25 protein-coding genes and 3 pseudogenes are annotated in these 20524 nt (G+C 58.2%); 20 read left to right on the forward strand and 8 right to left on the reverse strand.

What is annotated here, in order from left to right; translation table 11 throughout:
* Window positions 1-34: 34 nt before the first annotated feature.
* From EKH81_RS17770 to EKH81_RS19645, 7 genes and pseudogenes are all read left to right on the forward strand, one after another.
* Window positions 35-1183 carry an MBL fold metallo-hydrolase gene (locus EKH81_RS17770; RefSeq protein WP_132061223.1) on the forward strand — a complete coding sequence of 383 codons (1149 nt, stop codon included), beginning with the start codon at window positions 35-37 and terminating at the stop codon, window positions 1181-1183.
* An 89-nt stretch (window positions 1184-1272) separates the two neighbouring features.
* Window positions 1273-1515, forward strand: a pseudogene (locus EKH81_RS17775) (multicopper oxidase domain-containing protein); the annotation flags it as partial.
* Between the two features lie 229 nt (window positions 1516-1744).
* Entirely contained in the window at window positions 1745-2065 is a 321-nt protein-coding gene (locus tag EKH81_RS17780) for a hypothetical protein (protein ID WP_132061221.1), read from the forward strand.
* Between the two features lie 57 nt (window positions 2066-2122).
* Entirely contained in the window at window positions 2123-2479 is a 357-nt protein-coding gene (locus tag EKH81_RS17785) for an SHOCT domain-containing protein (RefSeq protein WP_132061218.1), read from the forward strand.
* Window positions 2480-2572: 93 nt separating this feature from the next.
* The gene (locus EKH81_RS17790) at window positions 2573-2989 is read left to right on the forward strand and encodes a DUF302 domain-containing protein (RefSeq protein WP_132061215.1); all 417 of its coding nucleotides are present in this window, start codon (window positions 2573-2575) and stop codon (window positions 2987-2989) included.
* A 6-nt stretch (window positions 2990-2995) separates the two neighbouring features.
* Complete coding sequence (locus tag EKH81_RS17795; protein WP_132061212.1) at window positions 2996-3349, forward strand: SHOCT domain-containing protein; 354 nt, start codon at window positions 2996-2998, stop codon at window positions 3347-3349.
* 174 nt (window positions 3350-3523) lie between these two features.
* The gene (locus EKH81_RS19645) at window positions 3524-3709 is read left to right on the forward strand and encodes a hypothetical protein (RefSeq protein WP_238392244.1); all 186 of its coding nucleotides are present in this window, start codon (window positions 3524-3526) and stop codon (window positions 3707-3709) included.
* Window positions 3710-4081: 372 nt separating this feature from the next.
* Here EKH81_RS19645 and EKH81_RS19465 read toward each other — a convergent pair whose 3' ends face one another.
* Entirely contained in the window at window positions 4082-4273 is a 192-nt protein-coding gene (locus EKH81_RS19465; RefSeq protein WP_132061209.1) for a hypothetical protein, read from the reverse strand.
* A 117-nt stretch (window positions 4274-4390) separates the two neighbouring features.
* Here EKH81_RS19465 and EKH81_RS17805 point away from each other — a divergent pair, with 117 nt between their 5' ends.
* The 3 genes from EKH81_RS17805 to EKH81_RS17815 all read left to right on the forward strand — a co-directional run bounded on the left by EKH81_RS17805 (window position 4391) and on the right by EKH81_RS17815 (window position 6853).
* A complete protein-coding gene (locus tag EKH81_RS17805; protein ID WP_132061206.1) occupies window positions 4391-5788 on the forward strand; it encodes a DUF8130 domain-containing protein in 1398 nt (465 codons plus the stop codon).
* A 185-nt stretch (window positions 5789-5973) separates the two neighbouring features.
* Window positions 5974-6264, forward strand: a complete 291-nt coding sequence (locus EKH81_RS17810) for a DUF211 domain-containing protein (RefSeq protein WP_132061203.1) — start codon at window positions 5974-5976, stop codon at window positions 6262-6264.
* 7 nt (window positions 6265-6271) lie between these two features.
* Complete coding sequence (locus tag EKH81_RS17815) at window positions 6272-6853, forward strand: VIT1/CCC1 transporter family protein (protein ID WP_132061200.1); 582 nt, start codon at window positions 6272-6274, stop codon at window positions 6851-6853.
* Window positions 6854-7091: 238 nt separating this feature from the next.
* Here EKH81_RS17815 and EKH81_RS17820 read toward each other — a convergent pair.
* From EKH81_RS17820 to EKH81_RS17835, 4 genes and pseudogenes are all read right to left on the reverse strand, one after another.
* Window positions 7092-7253 (reverse strand): annotated as a pseudogene (locus EKH81_RS17820) (universal stress protein); the annotation flags it as partial.
* A gap of 235 nt (window positions 7254-7488) precedes the next feature.
* Window positions 7489-10092: a cation-translocating P-type ATPase gene (locus tag EKH81_RS17825; RefSeq protein WP_132061198.1), complete on the reverse strand. Its 2604-nt coding sequence runs from the start codon at window positions 10090-10092 to the stop codon at window positions 7489-7491.
* Window positions 10093-10149: 57 nt separating this feature from the next.
* Window positions 10150-10614 (reverse strand): pyridoxamine 5'-phosphate oxidase family protein, encoded by a 465-nt coding sequence (locus EKH81_RS17830; RefSeq protein ID WP_132061195.1) that lies wholly within the window; start codon window positions 10612-10614, stop codon window positions 10150-10152.
* A 95-nt stretch (window positions 10615-10709) separates the two neighbouring features.
* The gene (locus tag EKH81_RS17835; RefSeq protein WP_132061192.1) at window positions 10710-11156 is read right to left on the reverse strand and encodes a pyridoxamine 5'-phosphate oxidase family protein; all 447 of its coding nucleotides are present in this window, start codon (window positions 11154-11156) and stop codon (window positions 10710-10712) included.
* Between the two features lie 137 nt (window positions 11157-11293).
* On the opposite strand from EKH81_RS17835, the pseudogene EKH81_RS17840 reads away from it, so the two are divergent.
* The 6 genes and pseudogenes from EKH81_RS17840 to EKH81_RS17860 form a co-directional block, all read left to right on the forward strand.
* Window positions 11294-11452 (forward strand): annotated as a pseudogene (locus EKH81_RS17840) (pyridoxamine 5'-phosphate oxidase family protein); the annotation flags it as partial.
* Between the two features lie 157 nt (window positions 11453-11609).
* Complete coding sequence (locus EKH81_RS19795) at window positions 11610-11732, forward strand: hypothetical protein (protein ID WP_255594979.1); 123 nt, start codon at window positions 11610-11612, stop codon at window positions 11730-11732.
* Window positions 11733-12947, forward strand: a complete 1215-nt coding sequence (locus tag EKH81_RS17845) for an RNA-guided endonuclease InsQ/TnpB family protein (RefSeq protein WP_132061189.1) — start codon at window positions 11733-11735, stop codon at window positions 12945-12947.
* A gap of 72 nt (window positions 12948-13019) precedes the next feature.
* A complete protein-coding gene (locus EKH81_RS17850) occupies window positions 13020-13268 on the forward strand; it encodes a pyridoxamine 5'-phosphate oxidase family protein (RefSeq protein ID WP_132061300.1) in 249 nt (82 codons plus the stop codon).
* A 116-nt stretch (window positions 13269-13384) separates the two neighbouring features.
* Window positions 13385-13840: a pyridoxamine 5'-phosphate oxidase family protein gene (locus EKH81_RS17855; RefSeq protein WP_132061186.1), complete on the forward strand. Its 456-nt coding sequence runs from the start codon at window positions 13385-13387 to the stop codon at window positions 13838-13840.
* A gap of 196 nt (window positions 13841-14036) precedes the next feature.
* Window positions 14037-14486, forward strand: coding sequence for a universal stress protein (locus tag EKH81_RS17860; protein WP_238392246.1), 450 nt, complete (start codon window positions 14037-14039; stop codon window positions 14484-14486).
* A 262-nt stretch (window positions 14487-14748) separates the two neighbouring features.
* Here the strand turns inward: EKH81_RS17860 and EKH81_RS17865 are convergent, their stop codons facing one another.
* Window positions 14749-15240: a DUF2267 domain-containing protein gene (locus EKH81_RS17865; RefSeq protein ID WP_132061183.1), complete on the reverse strand. Its 492-nt coding sequence runs from the start codon at window positions 15238-15240 to the stop codon at window positions 14749-14751.
* A gap of 266 nt (window positions 15241-15506) precedes the next feature.
* Between EKH81_RS17865 and EKH81_RS17870 the strand changes: the two genes are divergently transcribed.
* Both EKH81_RS17870 and EKH81_RS17875 read left to right on the forward strand, forming a co-directional pair.
* Window positions 15507-15695 (forward strand): universal stress protein, encoded by a 189-nt coding sequence (locus tag EKH81_RS17870; protein ID WP_368407734.1) that lies wholly within the window; start codon window positions 15507-15509, stop codon window positions 15693-15695.
* 139 nt (window positions 15696-15834) lie between these two features.
* A complete protein-coding gene (locus tag EKH81_RS17875; protein WP_132061180.1) occupies window positions 15835-16707 on the forward strand; it encodes a universal stress protein in 873 nt (290 codons plus the stop codon).
* Window positions 16708-16778: 71 nt separating this feature from the next.
* On the opposite strand, the gene EKH81_RS17880 is transcribed toward EKH81_RS17875, so the two are convergent.
* Window positions 16779-17807 carry a sodium:calcium antiporter gene (locus tag EKH81_RS17880; protein ID WP_132061177.1) on the reverse strand — a complete coding sequence of 343 codons (1029 nt, stop codon included), beginning with the start codon at window positions 17805-17807 and terminating at the stop codon, window positions 16779-16781.
* Between the two features lie 28 nt (window positions 17808-17835).
* Window positions 17836-18267 (reverse strand): universal stress protein, encoded by a 432-nt coding sequence (locus tag EKH81_RS17885; protein WP_132061174.1) that lies wholly within the window; start codon window positions 18265-18267, stop codon window positions 17836-17838.
* Between the two features lie 377 nt (window positions 18268-18644).
* Here EKH81_RS17885 and EKH81_RS17890 point away from each other — a divergent pair, with 377 nt between their 5' ends.
* Window positions 18645-19541 carry a universal stress protein gene (locus EKH81_RS17890; protein ID WP_132061171.1) on the forward strand — a complete coding sequence of 299 codons (897 nt, stop codon included), beginning with the start codon at window positions 18645-18647 and terminating at the stop codon, window positions 19539-19541.
* 49 nt (window positions 19542-19590) lie between these two features.
* Window positions 19591-20472 carry a universal stress protein gene (locus EKH81_RS17895; RefSeq protein ID WP_132061168.1) on the forward strand — a complete coding sequence of 294 codons (882 nt, stop codon included), beginning with the start codon at window positions 19591-19593 and terminating at the stop codon, window positions 20470-20472.
* Window positions 20473-20524: the final 52 nt, after the last annotated feature.

Here is a 20524-nt window from a genome sequence, read left to right on the forward strand (position 1 = left end):
AGGACACCACACGACACGACACAGGTGAGACACGATGGTCAAGAACATCACTGCGGAACAACTCGCGAACAAGATCGACTCGGACGAACAGTTCACGCTCGTCGACGTGCGCCCCGAAGACAGTTACGAGGCCTGGCACGTGCGCGACGCAGGGAACGTTCCGTATGACCCTGACGAGGGCTTGAACGAGGATCAACTGAACGGGGTGAACGCGCTGGTCGACGGCCAGCCGGTCGTCGCTATCTGTGGCAAAGGCCTAACGTCGACGCCGTTCGCGTTCGACCTCGAGGAGCACGGCTACGACGACGTCTCGGTCGTCACCGGTGGGATGGAGGAGTGGAGCAAACTCTACGAGGTCGTCCCCATCGAGACGTCCAGCGACGACCTCGTCGTTCGGCAGGTTCAGCGCCGAGCGAAGGGCTGTCTCGGCTACGTCGTCGGCTCGAAAGAGGCAGAGGAGGCCGTCGTGGTCGATGCGACCAGACAGACCAATCAGTTCAAAGTCGCCGCCCAGGACGCCGGGCTCTCCATTTCGCGTGTGCTCGATACGCACGTCCATGCCGACCACATCTCAGGCAGTCCGGCACTCGCCGACGAGGTCGGCGTGCCCTACCACCTCGGCGATGGAGCCAGCGAGCGCGGTGTCGAGTACGAATACGAACCGCTAGCAGATGGAGACGTCATCGAAGTCGGCAACATCGAGGTCGAGGCGTTCCACACGCCCGGGCACACCTCGGAGATGATGAACTACCTCGTCGACGGCGAACTCCTGTTGACGGGCGATACGCTGTTCGTCGACTCCGTCGGACGGACGGAACTCCAGTTCGGCGAGGACGACGCCTCCCGTGGAGCAGAACTACTGTACGACTCGCTCCACGAGACGATCCTCGAGCTCCCAGGTGACACAACGATCCTGCCGGGTCATCTCACCGTTACGAGCGACGGCCGCTATGAGAACGGCCCTCCGGGCGAACCCCTCGAGGTCCGGCTCGGGGACCTCCGCGACGAACTCGACTTCCTCGGGCTGGACCGCGACGCGTTCGTCGCTCGCCTGACCGAGGACGCCCCGGAGAAACCCCCGAACTACGAGGCAGTCATCGCCATCAACACCGGCAAAGAGACCGTCGGCGACGAGAACGAGGCGACCGAACTCGAACTGGGGCCGAACAACTGTGCCGCGTGAACAGCACTCGCTCTCCCGCCGCAGGCTCCTCCATCTGACGGGAGCGTCCACTCTCGGCGCGCTCGCGGGCTGTGCCGGTCAGCTACCGCCGGCCCGATGAACACGTCCGCATACGGATGACCAATCAGAGCCCGGTCGTTCACCCGATGCACCTTCATGGCCACTTCTTCCAAGTCGGCGACGCAATCAATAACACAGTCATCGTCCCCGGACATCGAGGGCAGGTGACGATCGACTTCCACGCCGACAACCCCGGCCAGTGGTTGTTCCACTGTCACAACCTCTATCATCTCGATGCGGGGATGGCGCGTGTCGTGAGATACGTCGAGTGACCCGGTTGAAGACCCGGTTTCAGCTCGTACACACTACCGTTCGTGTGGTCGTGGTCCTGTCTGGGAGATGGGTTGAGTGCCAACCCGGCGAATTCGAGCTGGATGAACGAGTCTAGTCCTGAAAAACGTTTAGAGCGCCCTATACACGTTCTTAAACGTTCTCCTGTGCGAATTCACACCCACGTCGATAACTCCCAAGCAGTCCTACGAGTAACCGAGGAGAAAGACAATGACCAACTTCGCACTCGGCCGCTGGCTGCTCGTGGCGCTCGCGATCGTCGGACTCGCGTTCGCCGCCCCCGTGGTCAGCGCACACGGTAACGAAACGACCGCAGACGACGCGCCCACGGACAATGCCACCGCAGATGAATGGGCCACTTGGATGGAAGCGCAGATGACCGAACACATGGGTCCGGGTGCTGTCGAGTGGATGGAGTCGCACATGGGTGTGACCGTCGACGAGATGGCCCAGGACATGGCTGACGAGGAATACCACGACGGGGCTAACGACGAGTACCCCGGTGGGATGAACGGGCAGGGCCACTGCTGACGGCTCTGACCGTTTCGATCGCTCCAACTGAACACCACGATTCACCAACTCAAGATAATGACGCAACTCACCACTCACATCGGACGCACTGCTCGTCGACTCGCGATACTCGCGGTCCCGCTGCTGGTTGCGACGACTGGAACGGCCGCTGCCCACGGTGGCGGGAGCTACGGCAGCGGTATGATGGGCGGGAACGGTTGGGGACTCTTCGGCGGAGCGATGGGTCTCTGGGGACTCCTCTGGATGGGGGTCCTCATCGCCGTCCCGCTCTACCTCGTCTATGCGCTCCTCAACCGAGGGTCGGGCGGGAACGATGCGCAGTCGCTGTCGGTTCTCCGCGAGCGCTACGCCCGCGGTGAGCTCTCGGACGACGAATTCGACCGACGGCGAAAACAGCTCGAACGTTCTGGATGACCGGAAAAGTTGCCGTTCCAACCGGTACGTCACATCCCCTCGCCCGCCGTTGAGACACCCAACCGTTAACCCCGTGGACGAGGTATGTATTTCATGGACTATACAATACAGACATCCGTAACCGGCGAATTCGATGACGTCCTCGACGCAACGAACGCTGCACTCAAGGACGAGGGGTTCGGTGTCCTCTGTGACATCGACATCCAGGCGACACTCAAAGAGAAACTCGGCGAAGAATTCCGTCAGTATCGGATCCTCGGCGCGTGTAACCCCCCGCTGGCGTACGAAGGATTGACTGAGGAAATCGAACTCGGCGCACTCCTCCCGTGTAACGTCATCGTCTACGAAACCGATGATGGCGACGTCGTGGTGAGTGCGGTTGACCCGGAACAGTTGGTCGGGATCGCAGACAACGACGCGCTTGACTCCATCGCAACCGAGGTTACCGAGCGATTCGATCGTGTACTGGCAGCCGTTACAGCGGAATTCGAATCCGCACCGGGGGCCTGAGTTGCAATGTCTTCATCGGATCAACTAGACGCTACGACGATACTGCTTCTGATCCTCGGAGCGATCATCTTACTCCCGTTACTCACAATGGGAATGGGATTCGGCGGGATGATGGGGTACGGCGGGATGATGGGTCAGTATGGCGGTACTGGTGGATGGTGGCCGTTCGTCGGGATGCTCGTCCCACTCATCTTCCTCCTCATCGTCCTCGGCGGTGGTTACCTCGTCTTCCGGCGCATGAGCGAAACGCAGACGTCTCGAAATCCCGCGATGGAGGAACTCCGTATGGCGTACGCCCGTGGTGATCTCACTGACGAAGAGTTCGAAGCCCGCCGCGACAGACTCGAACGGTCGGAGTAAACCAACGAGTCCACACCGAGGTGCGTGTTCCCCAAGCCTGTGTGATCGAATTCGCTCGTTATGCTACTCCGGTCACCACTCTGTGAGCGCACCTTCGAATCGAAGAGATGGAGTTCTCTCAGCTTGCGATTCTGAATAGTAACCCGGCTAAATTCCAGTATCACAATATAGTACGTGACCGAACTCACCCTCTTCACCCAAGATCCGTTCGGGGCGTGTCCAACCCAACGGGAGAAAAACGAGGGCATCGAGGACGAATATCCCGTCGCCGAGTTCCGGGAGGCCCTTGCTGACGCCTGGCACCGCCGCCTTCAGGTCGCCCTCGACGACGACTCGCTGTTCACCGTGAAAACAATCTAGAAACGACTCCAATGTCGTTACCGTGGGGCGAGACGAACGTTCACGACTTTAGCTGTAGGGGGTGTTACGCTTGCAGATGTTCCTCAACGAACCAGTGGGTGATGTGACCCTCGGCCCGATGGAGCACGTCGCGTTCGCGATGTCCAGCGCCTCGGCCATATCACCTAACGTCGATTCCCGTGGTGCGCGGCAGTGGGTCGGTCGTAACGGGTCGGACGAGTCCGGTCCCAGTTCCGTCGCCGGGGATACTCGTGACGACCTGGAACACTACCCCGAATGGCCGGTCGAGATGTCCCCCATCCAGGTGAGGTCCGGTATGTCGATTGTGAGTTTCGCGTGTGGCATCGTCGGTAGGTCTCCCTAACAGGCCACTTATGATCGCACTGGCGTCGAGACAAAAAAGCGGCGGCGGAACATCTGCTCGTGGCCCACCTGTTCGGCTTCATTTGCATCTGCGGCTTCCTCTTCGAGTATCGACTGCTCGACTTGGGATTGAGTCTCGTATTGACGGTCCTCGTGGTCGTTGGTCGGGGGTGTGTCTGAAGAGTGGTCGTGTTCGCCCATCATTTATTCACCTGTATGTTGTTACGGCCCAGAGGTCGAGGTAACCGACACGAGATTCAGGTGGTCTGGTCCGGAATTAACACAAGACATTTCTGCTCCCAATCTGCTTTGCAGCGTATGTCGCCCTCCTCCACCCGGCGCCAGGTGCTCCGAATGACGACGGGATTCGCCATCAGCACTGCTATCACTGGCTGTAACCAACCCGCTACGTCCGATACAACGACCAGCAAAACCACCACCTCGAAAACCACGACAGAGCCTCGTGCACTCGTCGACCTCACCCGAGAATCGTATCTGGCGAAAGCATGGACGCTTTCACAGGACAGATTCCGCTTCCCGAAAGGCGACTCCGTTCCCCTCTCGAATCTCGACGAGTCAGTTCGTGACGCCGTTCGAACGGCTATCGACTCCCCGCCCTACACGACCCAAGACGCATCACAGGGCCTCCTGGACGGTATCGACGATGTGGACTTAGTCACGTACGGAGACACGGTCTGGGACGTCGAACACACCTTCCCGACGGTGACCGTCCGTCTCGACACCGATATCTCCGAGGATGAACCCATCGAAGAGCGCACCGTCACGCGAGATGAAGACGTCGTTCGGTCGAACGATGCTATCGGCGACGTGGTGTCAACCATCGCACCACTTGGTGTCGAAACCGCACCACGTCCCTACGAGACCACCCGCCTTGACCCAGAAGTCCAGGACTTCCTCGAACGATTCGATTATATCGAAACGCCGAACGGACCTGGCGAGATTGTCGTCTCCCGGACGAACCGCTCCCCACCGCACACCGTCCGTGCCCAGGAAGCCACGGATGAGGAACTCTACGGTCGCAGCATCCGAGAGACCGCCGATTACGGCCCGCCGACGAGAGAGTTCATCGACCGCCTCCTCGCGAGCGACCGGAAGACGCCGGGCGACTACCGAGACCGTATCCGCGTTCGCTATCCCGACGACGTCCCCCGGCAGTTCGCTAGAGACATCGACTACGGGAGCAACTACGTTCGCGTCGGGGACGAGGTCTTCGGGTTCGCCACCCGCCACGTTCACTGGGACGACCTTCCGGTCACGTTCGACGCGACCGTCCTTGGCGAAAATGATGGAACGACCGGCCCTATCGACGTAGAACTCTCCGTCCAGAATTCGGGCGACGACATCCTCCGACTTCAGATGGAGGGCTGTACTCCATTTGGCGTACTCTGGGCGTACGGCCCTGGCGGCGAACGCGTCCTTTGGAACGACGCGTACGAGCGGACCGAGAACGCTGTCATCGAGAACGGTAGCGTCGTTCCGGAATCGCGTGCCGAGATGGACCTCCAACCGGGACAGACTCAGTCTGCGACCTACCGCCTCGGACACGACAACCTCGGTACCGACGACTCCCTCCAAGCAGGTACCTACGAGGTACTCGGTACGATTTGGGCGAAGTGGCCGACGTACGAGGGCGCAAAAGAGTACGACTGGCGGAGCCAACTCTTCCCGTACACGCTTACCATCCAAGTCGTCTGACTACGGTGTAGTAGGATGGCTGTTAGTCGAGTACTCTCTCCTCGTACGTTAACGGCGAATCGATAATTGTCGATGGAGAATACACGTACACTGGCTAGGGTCCTCTCTGGACTCCCACCACGCAACGTCGAACGCCGATAGCGAGCGGAGGATGTTTTTAGTATGTCCGTACCGCCCGTCACAGTATGGCTTCTGTCCGCCGTCTCGTCATCGACGTATTGAAACCGCACGATCCAACCCTCTTGGAGTTCACTGAGCGTGTAACCGAAACCGACAGCGTGAACGGCGTTTCCTCGTCGCTCATCGAACTTGATCAGGAAGTTCAGAACGTCAAAATCACATTCGAGGGCGAGGACATGGATTTCGAGGTAATCCAAGAGACGGTCGAGGAGCTCGGTGGCACCGTTCATTCGGTCGATCAGGTCGCTTGTGGTGAGTACATCGTTGAGGACCGACGAACGTTGCAAGACAGCTAAACCATCCGTGACCTCCATTCGTCGATTGCTAAGCCGGCTTCTTCGGAAGGAGGACGTTCGCTCCATCTCCCGGAGATACTTCATCTCGAACGGATTCGACGGTACGCTGACGAGTATCGGCGTCATCGTCGGGGCCGTGCTCTCTGGGATTCCCGACGGTTCTACAGTCATCCAGATCGGCCTCGGTGCCGCCGTCGGACTCGGGACGTCGGCCGTCTGGAGCGTCTGGGAAATCGAACGTGCAGAGACTCAAACCGAAATACGACGTATCGAGCGGGCGATGTTGACTGACCTCCAAGATACGCGGGTGCAACGCGAGCAACAGGGTGCACGATTTATTCACGCGACGATGAGCGGACTCGGCCCGCTCATCGGCGTTATCGTCCCGCTCGTACCGTTTTTGTTCGAGGGGTCGGTTCTCTCGATGGCGGAGGCCGGTGTCGTCGGAGTCGCTCTCGGTATCGGTATCTTGGCCGTTTTCGGCGCATATATGGCCTCGATTTCGGGCCAACGATGGTACGTGTCGGCCGTTCGGATGGGACTCGCGGGCCTCGTCGTCGCGGCAATCAATCTCGTTCTTCCGGGATAGCTGGAACGAGTAGAGACTGAACGACGTGGCCTCGTCGAAACCCTCGCTGACAAACACGGCTGGTGAGTCGCGTGAGACAGGACGAACGCCCTCCCGAAGTCACGCCTTTCCCGATTCGTTTACCGTGCCGGCTCGCCGTGCAGTAGCACGGTTCTCGACTCGCTATTCGCGGAAGCGATCCACAGTTCGGCAACGCGTCGTCCTGCTGTCTCAAAGCCAGCGACGCGACCGGACGGGATCAGCGTACGACCATCACTGGTACTGGCGCGCGCCGCACGACGGTCTCCGCGACGCTCCCCAGAAGGATTCGTGCCGCTCCGTCCCGTCCATGTGTTCCCATGACAATCGCATCCGCATCGTGCTCTTCGGCATACTCGACAGTCCGATGGGAGGCCTTGCCACGACACGTCCGTGGCTACCCGACCGTCGCTTATCGTGCGGTCGTCGGGTGGTGGCGATGCTAATTTTCGTCTTCTCGGGTGGTACGTGGGTGGGAGGTATCACGGCCAGAGTGGAGCGAGCACCCTCCTCAGTATCGTTAATCGACGGGTAGGCGCTCTGAATTCAGCACAGTCGCGAACACTTATGATTGATTGGGGAGTTCAACATGGCCAACGACGTCTCAAATTAGAACTTCAATCGACGTGCGTTTCGGGAGTGTCACTAGATTCGGTCGGACGGGTTCCCGGTGAACCCTCGGTTGAACGCCGCTTGATCAGCCAACCGACGAGGACCAAGAGTGGTCCGCCCGCGAGAAGCACGACGCCCAACAGTCCCCAGTCGGTGATGTCGAGTGGGACGGTGCCGAAGTACTGACCCAGCGGGGTGTACAGGACAGCGAGTTGGAGGAGGAGTGACGTGCCGACCGCGGCGGTGAGCCAGGGGTTCGTTAGCTTGGGCGTGTCTTTCACCCAACGGACGACGTACAGTTTAACGAACTCGAACAGGACGAACCCCGTGAACACCATCGTCATCGCGTGCGGCGTGACCGCCGGGGCACCGTCGAGTGTGTAAAACATCAACCCGAGCATGAGTCCGGTCGCTGTTAGTCCAGTACCCCCGATGAGCCAGAGCATCGAATCGTCGATGATTCCGGCAACCTGATCCCGTGGCTGTCGGTCCATCACGTCGCCTGCGGGGTCTGTTCCGAGTGCCAGCGCCGGCAGTCCATCAGTGAGGAGATTGATCCAAAGTAATTGGACCGCCGGCAAGATGAGATAGCCAAACAGTGAGGCGATCAACACGACGAGGACTTCGGCGACGTTGGCACTGAGCAGGTACGCGACGAACTTCCAGATGTTATCGAAAATCGCTCGCCCACGCTTGATAGCATTCCGAATCGTCGCGTAATTGTCGTCCAAGAGGACGATGTCGCTGGCCTGCTTGGCGACGTCCGTCCCACGGATTCCCATCGCAATACCGACGTCGGCGTTCTTCAACGCGGGAGCATCGTTCACGCCGTCGCCGGTCATTGCCACCGTGTGAGCGTTCGCTTGTAACGCCTTCAGAATCCGAACCTTGTGTGTCGGTTCGGCCCGCGCGAATACGTCAACTTTCTCGACACGCTCTCGTAGAGCGTCGTCGTCGATTCCATCCAAATCCGTCCCGCTGAGTACGTCCGACTCGACACCGACCTGTGCCGCGACGGCCCGGGCGGTCGTCGAATTATCGCCAGTGATCACCTTGACGTCGATACCGGCTCGCTTCGTGTCGGCGATTGCGTCACGGACCTCCTCGCGAGGCGGGTCGAGTAGTCCCTGGAGGCCGACGAAGATGAGGTTCTCCTCTGGATCACCGTCATCGGTCCGGTTCTTGTACGCGAAGGCGAGCACTCGGAGTGCATCTTCGGCGAATGCATCGACCTGTTGTCGTATTCGCTCCCGGGTTCGACCGTCCAATTCGGTCGGACCCTCGGCAGAGAGAATCCGCGCTGATTGCTGTAGCACCTGCTCCGGTGCCCCCTTGACGTAGACGACATCGTCATGCATGGTCGCCATGCGCTTGCGTTCGGAGGAGAATGGAACCTCGTCGCGTCGGGGACGGTTCTCACGAAGCGCTTCGACGTCGAACTCTCGGTCGGCGGCAGCCCTGACGAGGGCACGCTCGGTGGGGTCGCCTTCGTCGGCCGTCGCGTCGTTGCAGACGGCACCGATTTCGAACAGTCGGTCGAGCCGGTCGTCGGGTTCACGCTTATCGCCACCAACGACCTCGTCGAAGACCCACGCCGCGCGGACGCGCATCTCGCCCTCGGTGAGCGTGCCGGTTTTGTCCGTACAGACGACGTCAACAGCACCGAGCGCTTCGACGGCTGGCAAGGTTCGAACGAGAGCATTTTCGTCGGCCATCCGTCGAACCCCGAGCGCCAGCGTCAGTGTCACGACCGCAGGTAATCCTTCTGGGACGGCCGCTACGGCGAGGGAAACGCTCGTCAATCCGGCCTGAACGAGTGCTCGCCCTCCGGAGACGAGTAGGATACCGATAAGCACTGAGAGTGCCACGACTCCGACGCCGAGTCGGCGTCCGAGGCGGTCGAGGTCGTGCTGGAGTGGCGTCCGCGGATCCTCGGCCTCGATCAGTTCTGTGGCGATTGTGCCGACCTCGGTGGCCATACCCGTGGTAACGATGACCGCGACGGCCCTGCCGCGGGTAACGTTCGTTCCCTTGTAGACCATGTTTTCGCGTTCAGCGAGGGGCGTCTCCGCCTCGACCTGTCTCGTAGTTTTTTCGATGGGAACGCTCTCACCGGTCAGCGCGGCCTCGTCAACCTCTAAGTTCTGCTCTTCGACGAGTCGGCCGTCGGCGGGAACGACGTCACCTTGATCTAGAAGGATTATATCGCCGGGCACGAGGTCCGCGGCAGCGACCTCTCGTTCTGTCCTGTCTCGGCGGACAGTAACCATCGGCGTCGCCATCTCGCGGAGGGATTCGAGGCTTCGCTCGGCGCGATACTCCTGCACGAATCCGAACAGTCCGTTCACCAGAACGATGATTCCGATGAGAACCGCATCTATCACATGTCCGATTGCGAACGAGAGCACTGCAGCGACGAGCAACACCCAAATCAGGGCACTCGAAAACTGTGCGAGGAAGATTCGAAACGGTCCACGTCCGAAATCACCGGTGATTTCGTTCGGACCGACCTCTTTGCGGCGTTTTGCGACTGTCTCGGGTGTCAGCCCGGCAGTAGCCGTGTTGAGGTCGTCACACGTCTCTTCGATGGAAGCGGCGTGCCAGTCCATGTGATCAGCCTGCATGACCGGTCCGAAAGTGAATTTCGCCAAAGCGAACTACTGGTTTCAATCCGAGCGTTCTTTGATGCCGGGAAACCGGCCTCGGGCCGTTATCTCTGAGATGTCCATTTCGTACCACACGGTCTCGTATTCCGAAATCGGACTATTGAATACCTCAAGTGCCGACTCTTCGCCGACGTCGGAGAACAGCGCAGCGACCCGTGCGAGGTCGTCGTCTGGGACTGGGCGAACAGGCCCTTTGGCGACGACGCTCTTCCATTCGTTTTTCGTGCGCCACTCGTAGGCCGTGAGGCTTGCCACATCTGTCTCGGCAACGAACTGCCGTTTCAGACTCCCCTCGCTCATCAAGAACCGGAAAATGCATCGTCCACCTTCGTCGTCGTACGCGAACGCGATGGGAATCGTGTACGCCTCACCGTCTTTCGACAGACCCAGTACCCCGAGGCCACGTCCTTTTAAGAATTCTTCCGTCTCGTACTCGTCCATCTCCACCCCAATCTCTCGTGACATGCGACCTAGCAACGCCCTCGTTTACAAAGAAAGTTCCGTGGCGTGTTCTCGATTCTACGTCGCAGAGAGACACCCGGAGCAGAAAGCCAAATGCGTTAACTCGGCTCCATCGACTGACGTCCAGTGATCTGGTCGGGTTTGAGTTCGTAAATTGTCATCGAAACTTCTTCGATGTCCTCGTCGAAGAGGCGGAACGCAGGGAACTCCTCGTTGATAACCGTGTCCGTGAATTCCTGTTGTTCAGTCTCCGGTAGTTGGCGAATCGTCCCACGGATTATAATGCTCCACGTTGTGCCCTCCTCAACTTCGTAGACGACGAACGTCGCGGTCTTTGTTGCCTCCGCGAACGCAACCTTCTCGCTCTCCGGTTTTGTACTCACTCGGAGAAACATACGCGACCCGTCATAGTAGTAGTTGAGCGGTACGGCGTAACTGTCGTCGTTATCGGCAAGTGCGAGGACGCCGTGGTCCTGTTTTCGGAGGTGTTGTTCGACTTCCTCCTGACTCATTCCTCCCGTGTATCTGTATTCCACGTGCTCCATACGATGACTACGGTGAGCAACCAGATAACGTTCATCACACATCTGGGCGACGAATTGGTTGTCACATCACTCAGACTCGACCATCGAAGGGTTTTGCGCCAGTGGCATTTACCACCGTAGAAGGTGTACCAACGACCATGGGGGGTATCCGATGGGTGCAACTGAGCGAGAGCGAGATGAACGAGTTCCTCGGCACCGGCGGGACCGGAACGCTGTCGTTTTCGACAGAGACAGAGAATCCACCGTTTTCGGTGCCGGTGTCGTACGGGTACGACGCAGACGGGGAGGCTTTTTACCTGAATTGAGGCGCTAAGGCCCCTTCCTCAACGAACGAGCGAAGCGAGTGAGTAGGGAGGGGATACAGCGCCGCACAGTTCTCAAACACGTTCGTCGCCCGGCCCACAGGCCTACGCAATCGCAACTGTTTAGTACGTTGTTTGCATAACTTATTGTGTGGCAACGCGCAAGACCATCTCTATCCGCGACGACCAAGAAGAGTGGATTCAGGAGAACCACCTGAGCCTGTCCTCGTTCGTCCAAGAGAAACTCGACGAACTCATCGAAGAACGCTCGTAGATGAACTACAACTACAGGTATCGACTTCGACCGTCCGACACGCTCGAAGCACAGTTAGCGTGGACTGTCGATACCTGTAGACAGGTCTACAACCACTTCCTTCACCGACTCAACCGAACCGACGACACCTCGGCGTACTCCGAGCAGAAACGCCTGCCGAGTCTCAAGAAGTGGTGGAACGACCTGAAACACGTTCACTCGAAGGTTCTTCAGAAAGCCGTTCAACGGTTGTACGACAACCTCTCGACGCTCCGTGGGCGCAAAGACAACGGCTACCGCGTCGGGACGCTCACGTGGAAAGCACCGGACGAGTACCGCAGTTTCACCTACAGTCAATCCGGCTTCAAGCTCAAGAACACGAGCGGTCGGACGAAACTGTGGCTCTCGAAACTCGGCGAAATCCCGCTCACCCTCCACCGCGACCTGCCCGACGACGCCGACATCAAAACCGTCACGGTCAAGCAGGAACCGACTGGGAAGTGGTATGCCATCCTCGGCGTCGAAACCCCCGACGACCTGCCGGAGAAACCGGAAAAATCCGAGAAGTGCGTCGGTATCGACGTAGGGATTCTCACGTATGCCCACGACACAGACGGCACCGCCGTCGAATCGCTCGACCTTTCAGACGAACGCGAGCGGTTGGAACGCGCACAACGAAACCTCTCGCGGAAGGAACACGGGTCTGCGAATTGGGAGAAACAGCGCCGCGTCGTGGCCGAACGTCACGCCGAGTTGAAGAACAAGCGCCGCGACTTCCTCCACAAGCTCTCGAACTACTACGCCCGCGAATACGACCTCGTAGCGGTCGAAGACCTTGACGCGAAAGGCTTGGTCGAACTCCCGGGCAACTCGCGCAACCGCGCAGGCGCGGCGTGGGGGACGTTCCTACGGATGCTCGAATACAAGTGCAAACGCGAAGGAACGCACTTCGTCGCGGTGAATCCGCGCGGAACGACCAAAGAGTGTGCGTCCTGCGGCGTTTCGACGGAAAAGCCGCTGTGGGTACGCGAACACTCCTGTCCGGCGTGCGGGTTTGAGGCGGGTAGAGATGCGAACGCAGCATGGAACATTCTTTCTCGCGGTATCACAAAGCGGTTAGGAGCGGGATACTCCGAATCAACGCCTGTGGAGACTGCGCTCCCTGTGGATACACTCGTATCTGCAAAGCGCGTCGTTGAAACAGGAAGCCCCACCCTCAAGGAGCGAACCGCGTAAGCGGTGAGCGAGTAGGGTGGGGTAGTTCACTTCCGACTCTCTCTACCGCCAGAAAGCGGGAAAAAAGCGGTAATCGACAACCCGGTCGCCTTCGTCACCCACGAGGAGACGAACGACGGGTGGCGGAGCGTCGTTGCAACCGGTCAACTTACGGAAGTGTCTGATATGCCGTACGATGCAACTGTCGTCCAAGCGATGTGGGCGGTCGACATCCCGGAGGTGGATATCTTTGACCGGTCACCGGAAGACATGCAGTTTCGCCAGTTCCGCCTCGACCCACAAAAGCTCACAGGGCGCAAAGAAGTGAAACACGATTCTTGAGTGGAGAGCGAGGACAACACCCGGGGGAAAGATACGGACCGGGGTGTTCGACCCATCTCAAAACTATCAGAGGATGAGAAAACACCTTATTGCCTTGGCAGAAGTTGTCTTTCAGTATGGAAGATGTCCGCTCAATTCAGATGAGTGACGAGGAACGGGGCGAATTTCTGGGCCGGGGTGGAACGGGCGTCATCTCGTTCGATACGAGCGGCGACGAACCGCCGTACTCGCTGCCGATCTCGTACGGATACGATGCGGAGACGGCGACGTTCTATTTCCGACTCGCCTTCGGCCCCGAAACGGGCAAGGGAGACATCGTCGATGAAAATCGTCCGGTTTCGTTCGTCACGTACGACGACACCGAAAGTGGTTGGCGGAGCGTCGTAGCGACCGGTCATCTCGAAGAGATTACGAAGTCGACGCTCGATACCGATGTCGCCGAAGCGATGCAGCGAGTGGAAATCCCACTCGTGGACGTCTACGATAGACACCCGATCGAATTGAACTTCCGATTCTTCCGACTGACATCGACCGAGGTGACGGGGAAGAAAGAAGCCCACACGGTGGAGTAGCCGCGACAGCACCGATTTCCAAAGGTAAGGTGAGCGCACGGAAGCAGGTAACGATAGAACTGACCGAACATTTCGCGTTCGATCCGGACTCGACGACGATTCCGCCCGGAACGACCGTGATACGTCGTAATGATTCTATCGTCTGCGCCATAACTTCGGCCACGTACTCGCCGGGGGTGGCAAAGGCTATTTCTCGATGGTCGTCGTTGGCCTCGTTGTGACCCTACGTGTACTCGTTCCGGTTGACGGTTCACCACCTGCTGACCGGGCGCTCGAATACGCGCTCGAAACGTTTACCGACGCGACGATTACGACCATCCACGTCATCGACCCGATAGATTCCGTCTATGCTGCAGAAGTTGGAGGTTTGCCCGTCGCAGACGAGTGGTACGATGACGCGCAGGAACGCGCAACCGAAATCCATGCGGAGGCAGAGGAACGCGCGGACGAATTCAGTGGTGAGGTAGAGACGGTGACGGAGGTCGGACGACCCGCTCGGACGATACTCCGGTATGCTGATGAACACGACATCGACCAAATCATCATCGGGAGTCACGGGCGGCAAGGAATCGAACGCGTTGTCTTGGGTAGTGTCGCAGAAAAGGTGGTCCGCCGTGCCGGAGTTCCAGTGACCGTTGTCGAGTAGTCAGATGTAGGCTTCGACCCACTCGAACTCGCTCGGCATGCCTCGGTTCGAGAGGTCCGAAGGTCCACGTCGAGCGCCGTACGAAACCCACGGTGACCGAGAAAATAAAGCCACTCACGCCAGCGGATTTCTTCGAGGGTATCTGCATTTTGGGAGGCGTGTCGAGCGAATACCCGAGGATACAGGCTCTTTAGAAGTACTATTTCGATGATTCGTATAGCGTTGCTCAAGAAAGTTCGGACGAGTTGTCCGGTTCGGTAAATTACTCGGATATGTCTTCAGATTTGGCTTCGCTTTCAGCGTCAGATTGTGGACCGCCTCCGGTTTGTTTCTCCTGCGCCTCGCCCCAGCCACCGGCGTCAGTAACTTCGAACAGCTTTCCCCAGTTCTCATCGTCTTCGCTTTCGGGGAGTTGGTCGCGTAGTTGCCAGAAGTCGGACTCCGGTACTGCGGTACTCACGAGATCCATGATAACTCGGGCGTGGTACGCCGCCTCCGGTCGGTCTATCCCTTCGGTCTCGCTGACCCGCGAAATGAATTCCTGCCAGTCAAATCGCTGGCCATGTTCGTGCACGGCGCCCGTCATGTACCACTTGATTTCCATTGGAAGCGATGCGGCAAGGTCCTCGGCCGCTCCCTCCGGAATTCGCTGTCCGACAGTCATGAGGGTCGCCCGAATTGCCCGCAGCGTCTCGGCAGTCCCCGGAAACTCAAGTCGGTGCTGTACTTGGCCTGTGAACTCATCGAAATTCATCTGTGATCCCCCACGATTCCCACGGCCTTGGGTGGCATAAATCCACCCGGAGAATCTGCCCTCTGGACAAGGTTAGTGCAGTCGCAATTAGATGAGCGCACGGTATGGAATCGCTTGCAGACCCGGTTACCATAGATAGACCACCAGCATTCAAACCGATGCCTTCTGGACTTCTTGAGTGGCTGCAGTCTGTCGAACACGAATTAGACACTTGCGTATGTACGCGAGGCTGAGAGTCATTCTCGGAGAGGGAACGGAGGTTAAGGATGTACAATTCCCACTCCAACAGAGCGAGGCAGTCGTACATGGAAGAACATGCGATCGACCTCGCTATCTTGGGGACGCACGGGGAGACGGATTTCAGCCGATACGTGATGGGCGGCGTCAGCGCGAAAATCGTTCGAACGTCGCCAGTTCCGGTGATGTGGGTCCGTGAACCCGAGTCGAACGAATAAGAAATCGGAAAACTCATCCGAGCGATGGAAACAAGAACAGGGAATCTATTGTACGGCCTGGTGAGAATACCGATTCTTGAATGACCGCACCTACCCTATAGACACTTAGTCTGTCCTCTCTTGATTTTGAACGGGGGCAATGTACGACACTATCCTCGTTCCGACGGATGGAAGCACTGACGCAGAAACAGCGACGAAAACAGCGCTCGGCCTTGCGCAACGCTTCGACGCCTCGCTCCACGCGATTAATGTCGTCGAACTCGATAAGTTCCCGGCAAACGTCGGTTCAGAAGCCGCTGAGGAATTAACTCAGCATGGAGAGGAGATTCTGGCGACGCTCAGGAATCAGGCAACGGACGTCGGCATTTCAGCGACGACTCACGTTATAGAAATCGCTGACTCAATCCACCAAGCGATTATCGACTACGCGGAAGACCACGATGTAGATCTCATCGTGATGGGGACGCAGGGACGAACGGGGTTGAATCGTCTCGTCCTCGGTAGCGTCGCCGAGCGGACGCTACGTACCTCGCCAGTACCCCTTCTCACTGTCCACGGAGACACCACTCTCGACCCCAACTTCGAGGCGGTTCTCGTTCCGACGGATGGGAGCGACGCGGCGAATGTCGCTGCGGATCACGGGATAACGCTTGCTGAGGCGACCGATGCGGCAATGCACGTCGTTCACGTCGTCGACCTCACAGCCGCCTCGGGAGAGTTCGGGAGTGCTGAGGTGCTGGATGCGTTAGAGAAGGCGGGTCAACAAGCGGTCGATGATGTCATTGACCGGGCCGACGAAGCGGAACTACGGTCCGTCGAGGCATCGATTGTCGGTGGGTCACCTGCACAGGGCATCTTGGACTACGCCGAAGAACGTGATATCGATCTCATCGTGATGGGGACTCACGGCCGAACTGGCTTAGAGAGGTACCTCCTCGGAAGCGTTACCGAGAAAATCGTCCGCGTCGCAGACGTCCCAGTACTGACCGTATCACCGCCTGAAGATTACTGAACTCACAATCGGCCACCCGTCGTGAAAATCGACTCTCTCGTCAGTAGCTGTCACGTATAACTGTAGGAATTTCAAGCTAATATGAAAATAATACCAGAAATATATATGGCGAGGATTAGATAGCTTTCGGTTCCGATGTCCGTTCCCAGGTCTTCGGTCTCTCGGCGGATCAACATGATCATCAGGACGCTGTTCATGAGGATGGCTATCCCAGTGAGAAACAGCACTTCAGGATTTACGTCTCCATAGATCGGAGCTACCGAATAGGCGAGGTCACCAAGCGCGATCATGAGCGTATCGAACACGTTTCCCCCGATGATATCCCCGATTGCTAGCGCGACCGCACCTCGTCTGACGGCTGAAACGGCTGTGACCAGTTCGGGAATCGATGAGGCGATGGCCATCCCCGTCATTCCCACGAGTATCGGAGAGGTTCCCGTCTCAGCAACTAGTCCCTGTCCACTGTACGAGATCAACCACCCAGCCCCGCCGATGAGTCCAGCGATCAAGAGATACTCTCCGAAAAGGGTCAGTGGTAGGAGCGAGTCACGACGAGCACGTTCGGGCCCGGAACGAGTATCTTGCTGAGTGGTCTGCCCAGATAACCGGCGGGCGTACCACTTCGGTTCGATTTCAGATGTCTGAATCATCCGAAATCCGACGAACACAGCGATAACGAGGGCGAACGACGCCGGGTGAAGGCCGAAGATAGTGAACGCGTTTGGGACCAGCATGGCCAGTAAGACGAGCGTCAACAGGAACAGCAGAATCGCCAATTGCATGAGACTCGCGGACACCGTCACCTCCTCGCTGAGCGGCCCGCGCCGCATCACGACGTCCGCAACGGCGATGAACACGGTCTGCGCTGCGATTCCGCCGACCGCATTACTCACCGACAACGTTGCTTGCCCACCGAGAGCCGTATCGAACGAGATAATGACACCTGGCAGTGAGGTACTCGCTCCTAAAAGAATCATCCCGCCGAGCGACTGTCCGATGCCGATGGCATCAGCGAGGTCCTCTGCGAGGCGACTGAGTCGGGGACCAGTAACTAAAATAACAATTGCACCCAGCACGAAGAGTGCGATCTCCTCCCACATGGCCTTTCTTTACGCATTCAAAGGTCGTCTATCGAACGATGGAGACGAGGACAGGCGACCGTCGCATAACCGTCTCGGCGACACTCCCTAATGGAAGTGGTGAGTCGTCGTCTCGACCGTGGCTCCCCATAATAATGTGACCGATATCGTTCTCCTCGGCGTATTCGACGATAGCCCGCCACGGTTCACCGACATCAACTCTCGTGGTTATCTCCGCACCGTAATCGGAGGCTAGTTCGCGTGCTTCATCCAGTACTTCGTCGGTCTCCTCTCGAGCCTCGTCGTACCAATTCTCGAACTGGGCCTGAGAAATGGGCCGGTCACCGTCGTTCCGAGCGCCGTGTGGGGTCATGACGGAGAGAACCGTGATCTCGTCCTCGGAATACGTCGTTACCGCGTATTCCAGTCCTTCTAGAGACTTTGGCGAGCCGTCCACGGGTACGAGGATTTGCCGTGTCATACGATTATACTCACCTCGAAAACAGAAAACTCCCCCGTCTGAGTTGACACTTGTGAACGCATAACGAGCTAGTGCATCGGGGGGAGGTTACTTTTATAGCTGATTGCGGTGTTGTTGTAGTTCGGATGGGGCCATGAGTTCCATGATGACTTGGGTATTATAAGCAGCCTCCGGTCGATCTGTACCCTCGGTCGCCCTGACCCGCGAGGCGAACTCTTTCCAGTTGAATCGCTAGCCGTGTTCGTGAACTACTCCAGTCATGTACCACCGTCACGGTTTCTCTCCGTAGAACTACGGGGCACGCTCTCACAACATCTCCCACGTCAAAATCGCTTTGGCAAACGATGAAGAGAGTCGCTCCCGAATTCCTACTCAAAATGTACGACCGGATTGTAATCGCTGTGGATGGGAGTGACGAAGCGCAACGAGCAGCAAGACGTGGTCTCGAACTCGCTCAGGATTTCGATGCGAACGTGGATGTCCTCTCCGTCGTCGAACAGAAAGCCCTCCGCCTCACGGAAACGTCTACGGAGAAAGCCCAGTTACGAGAACGCGGGGAGGAGGCCCTCACAGAAATCGAAGAACTCGCATCAGAGTTCGGCCACGCTATCACCACGAAACTGCTCGAAGGCAAGCCCGCTGTCCAAATTTGCGCGTACGCAGACGAGAAGGACGCAGGCCTGATCGTCGTCGGGAGACAAGGATTGACTGGGCTCGGTCGGCGTCTCTTGGGGGGCGTTACCGAGCAGGTGCTCCATCGAAGTGACATTCCCACACTCGTCGTGTCGGGGAGAAACCACGACGGTGAGGTAGAGGCCGATTATTCACGCGTCCTCATCACGACGGACGGCAGCGAAAACGCCGACGTGGCGATTCCCCATGGAAGCGAGATCGCGCGGCGCTATGGTTCAACCGTTCACGTTTTGAACGTCGTGGACCTCCAGGCTGCAGGAGGCGCATTCAACGCGGGGGGTCTCGAAACGGAGTTCGTCGAACGGCTCGAAGCGAGAGGAGAAGACGCCGTTGACAGTGTTGCGCGCAAAATCGGAGATTCTGCCCCGAACCTGACTGTGGAAACTGCCGTCGAACGGACGACGTCGTTCGAGGGGGCAGCTGCCGGAGTTCGAGAGTACGTTGCGAAAAACGACATCGATCTCGTGGTAATGGGTTCGCACGGCCGGTCGAATCTCAAGCGTCAATTTCTCGGCAGTGTCGCGTCTACCGTGCTTCGGACTGTCGACGTCCCAGTCCTCGTGGTAAAGCAATCTGATTGACGCCCTCATCAAGAGAGCTATTTTGTAGGTCCACGGTGAACCGTACTGCATGTCCTCCCGCATTTTAGTGCCAATCGACGGCTCGGAGGAATCACGGCTAGCTCTCGACCATGCTCTCGCGCAGTTCCCCGGAGCACACATTATCCTTCTGCACGTGATCGAACCGTTTCCCGACCACACGAAAGCAGGGGGACACACAGGAGGGCGAGCGAAACAGGTTTTCGAAAAAGGACAGCACCTGTTAGACGAGATGGTGGAACGAGAAAATGAGTATACCGGGACGGTTACCACGGAGCTCATCTACGGTCGGCCGGTTCACGCGATTCCGCGATACGTCGAGACTCACGGGATCGATGAGATCGTTATCGGCTCTCACGGGCACGACGGGACTGCACGGCTCTTGTTAGGGAGCGTCGCAGAGACAGTTGTACGCCGCGCCCCGACTCCGGTGACTGTCGTTCGACCGATAGACAAAGGGGTCAAAGACGGTTACCACCCTCCCGAACACGTAGCCGTTCCTTTTGACCGGTCATTCTGTTCGCGCAACGCCCTCGAATACGCGTTCGAGCAGTTCCCGGACGCAACGGTGACAGCGCTCTTCGTGAAGTCTCCGTTATTCGAAGCGTACGAACCCATCGAATCAGAAGACGACCTCAACGACGTACTTGCGGACGGCGAAGAAACCGAGAACGAGACTCACGACGTCTTCGAGATGGCACGGCAAATTGCAGAGCAGCACGAACGGGGTGTTGAAACCGCAACTGAGGAGGGGGACCCGTCGCGGGGAATCCTCGGGTGGCTCGACGAGAACGACGTCGATCACGTGGTAATCGGGTGTCACGGACGAGACGGAGTCGCCAGATGGGTACTCGGAAGCGTCGCAGAGACAGTCGTTCGCCGTACACCCGTTCCCGTCACTGCGATAAAATAGGTAATTCAGCTTCTGCTATCGTATTGAACAATACCGAGATATAACAAACCGA

Source organism: Halorussus amylolyticus (assembly GCF_004143485.2).
Classification (GTDB): Archaea; Halobacteriota; Halobacteria; order Halobacteriales; family Haladaptataceae; genus Halorussus; species Halorussus amylolyticus.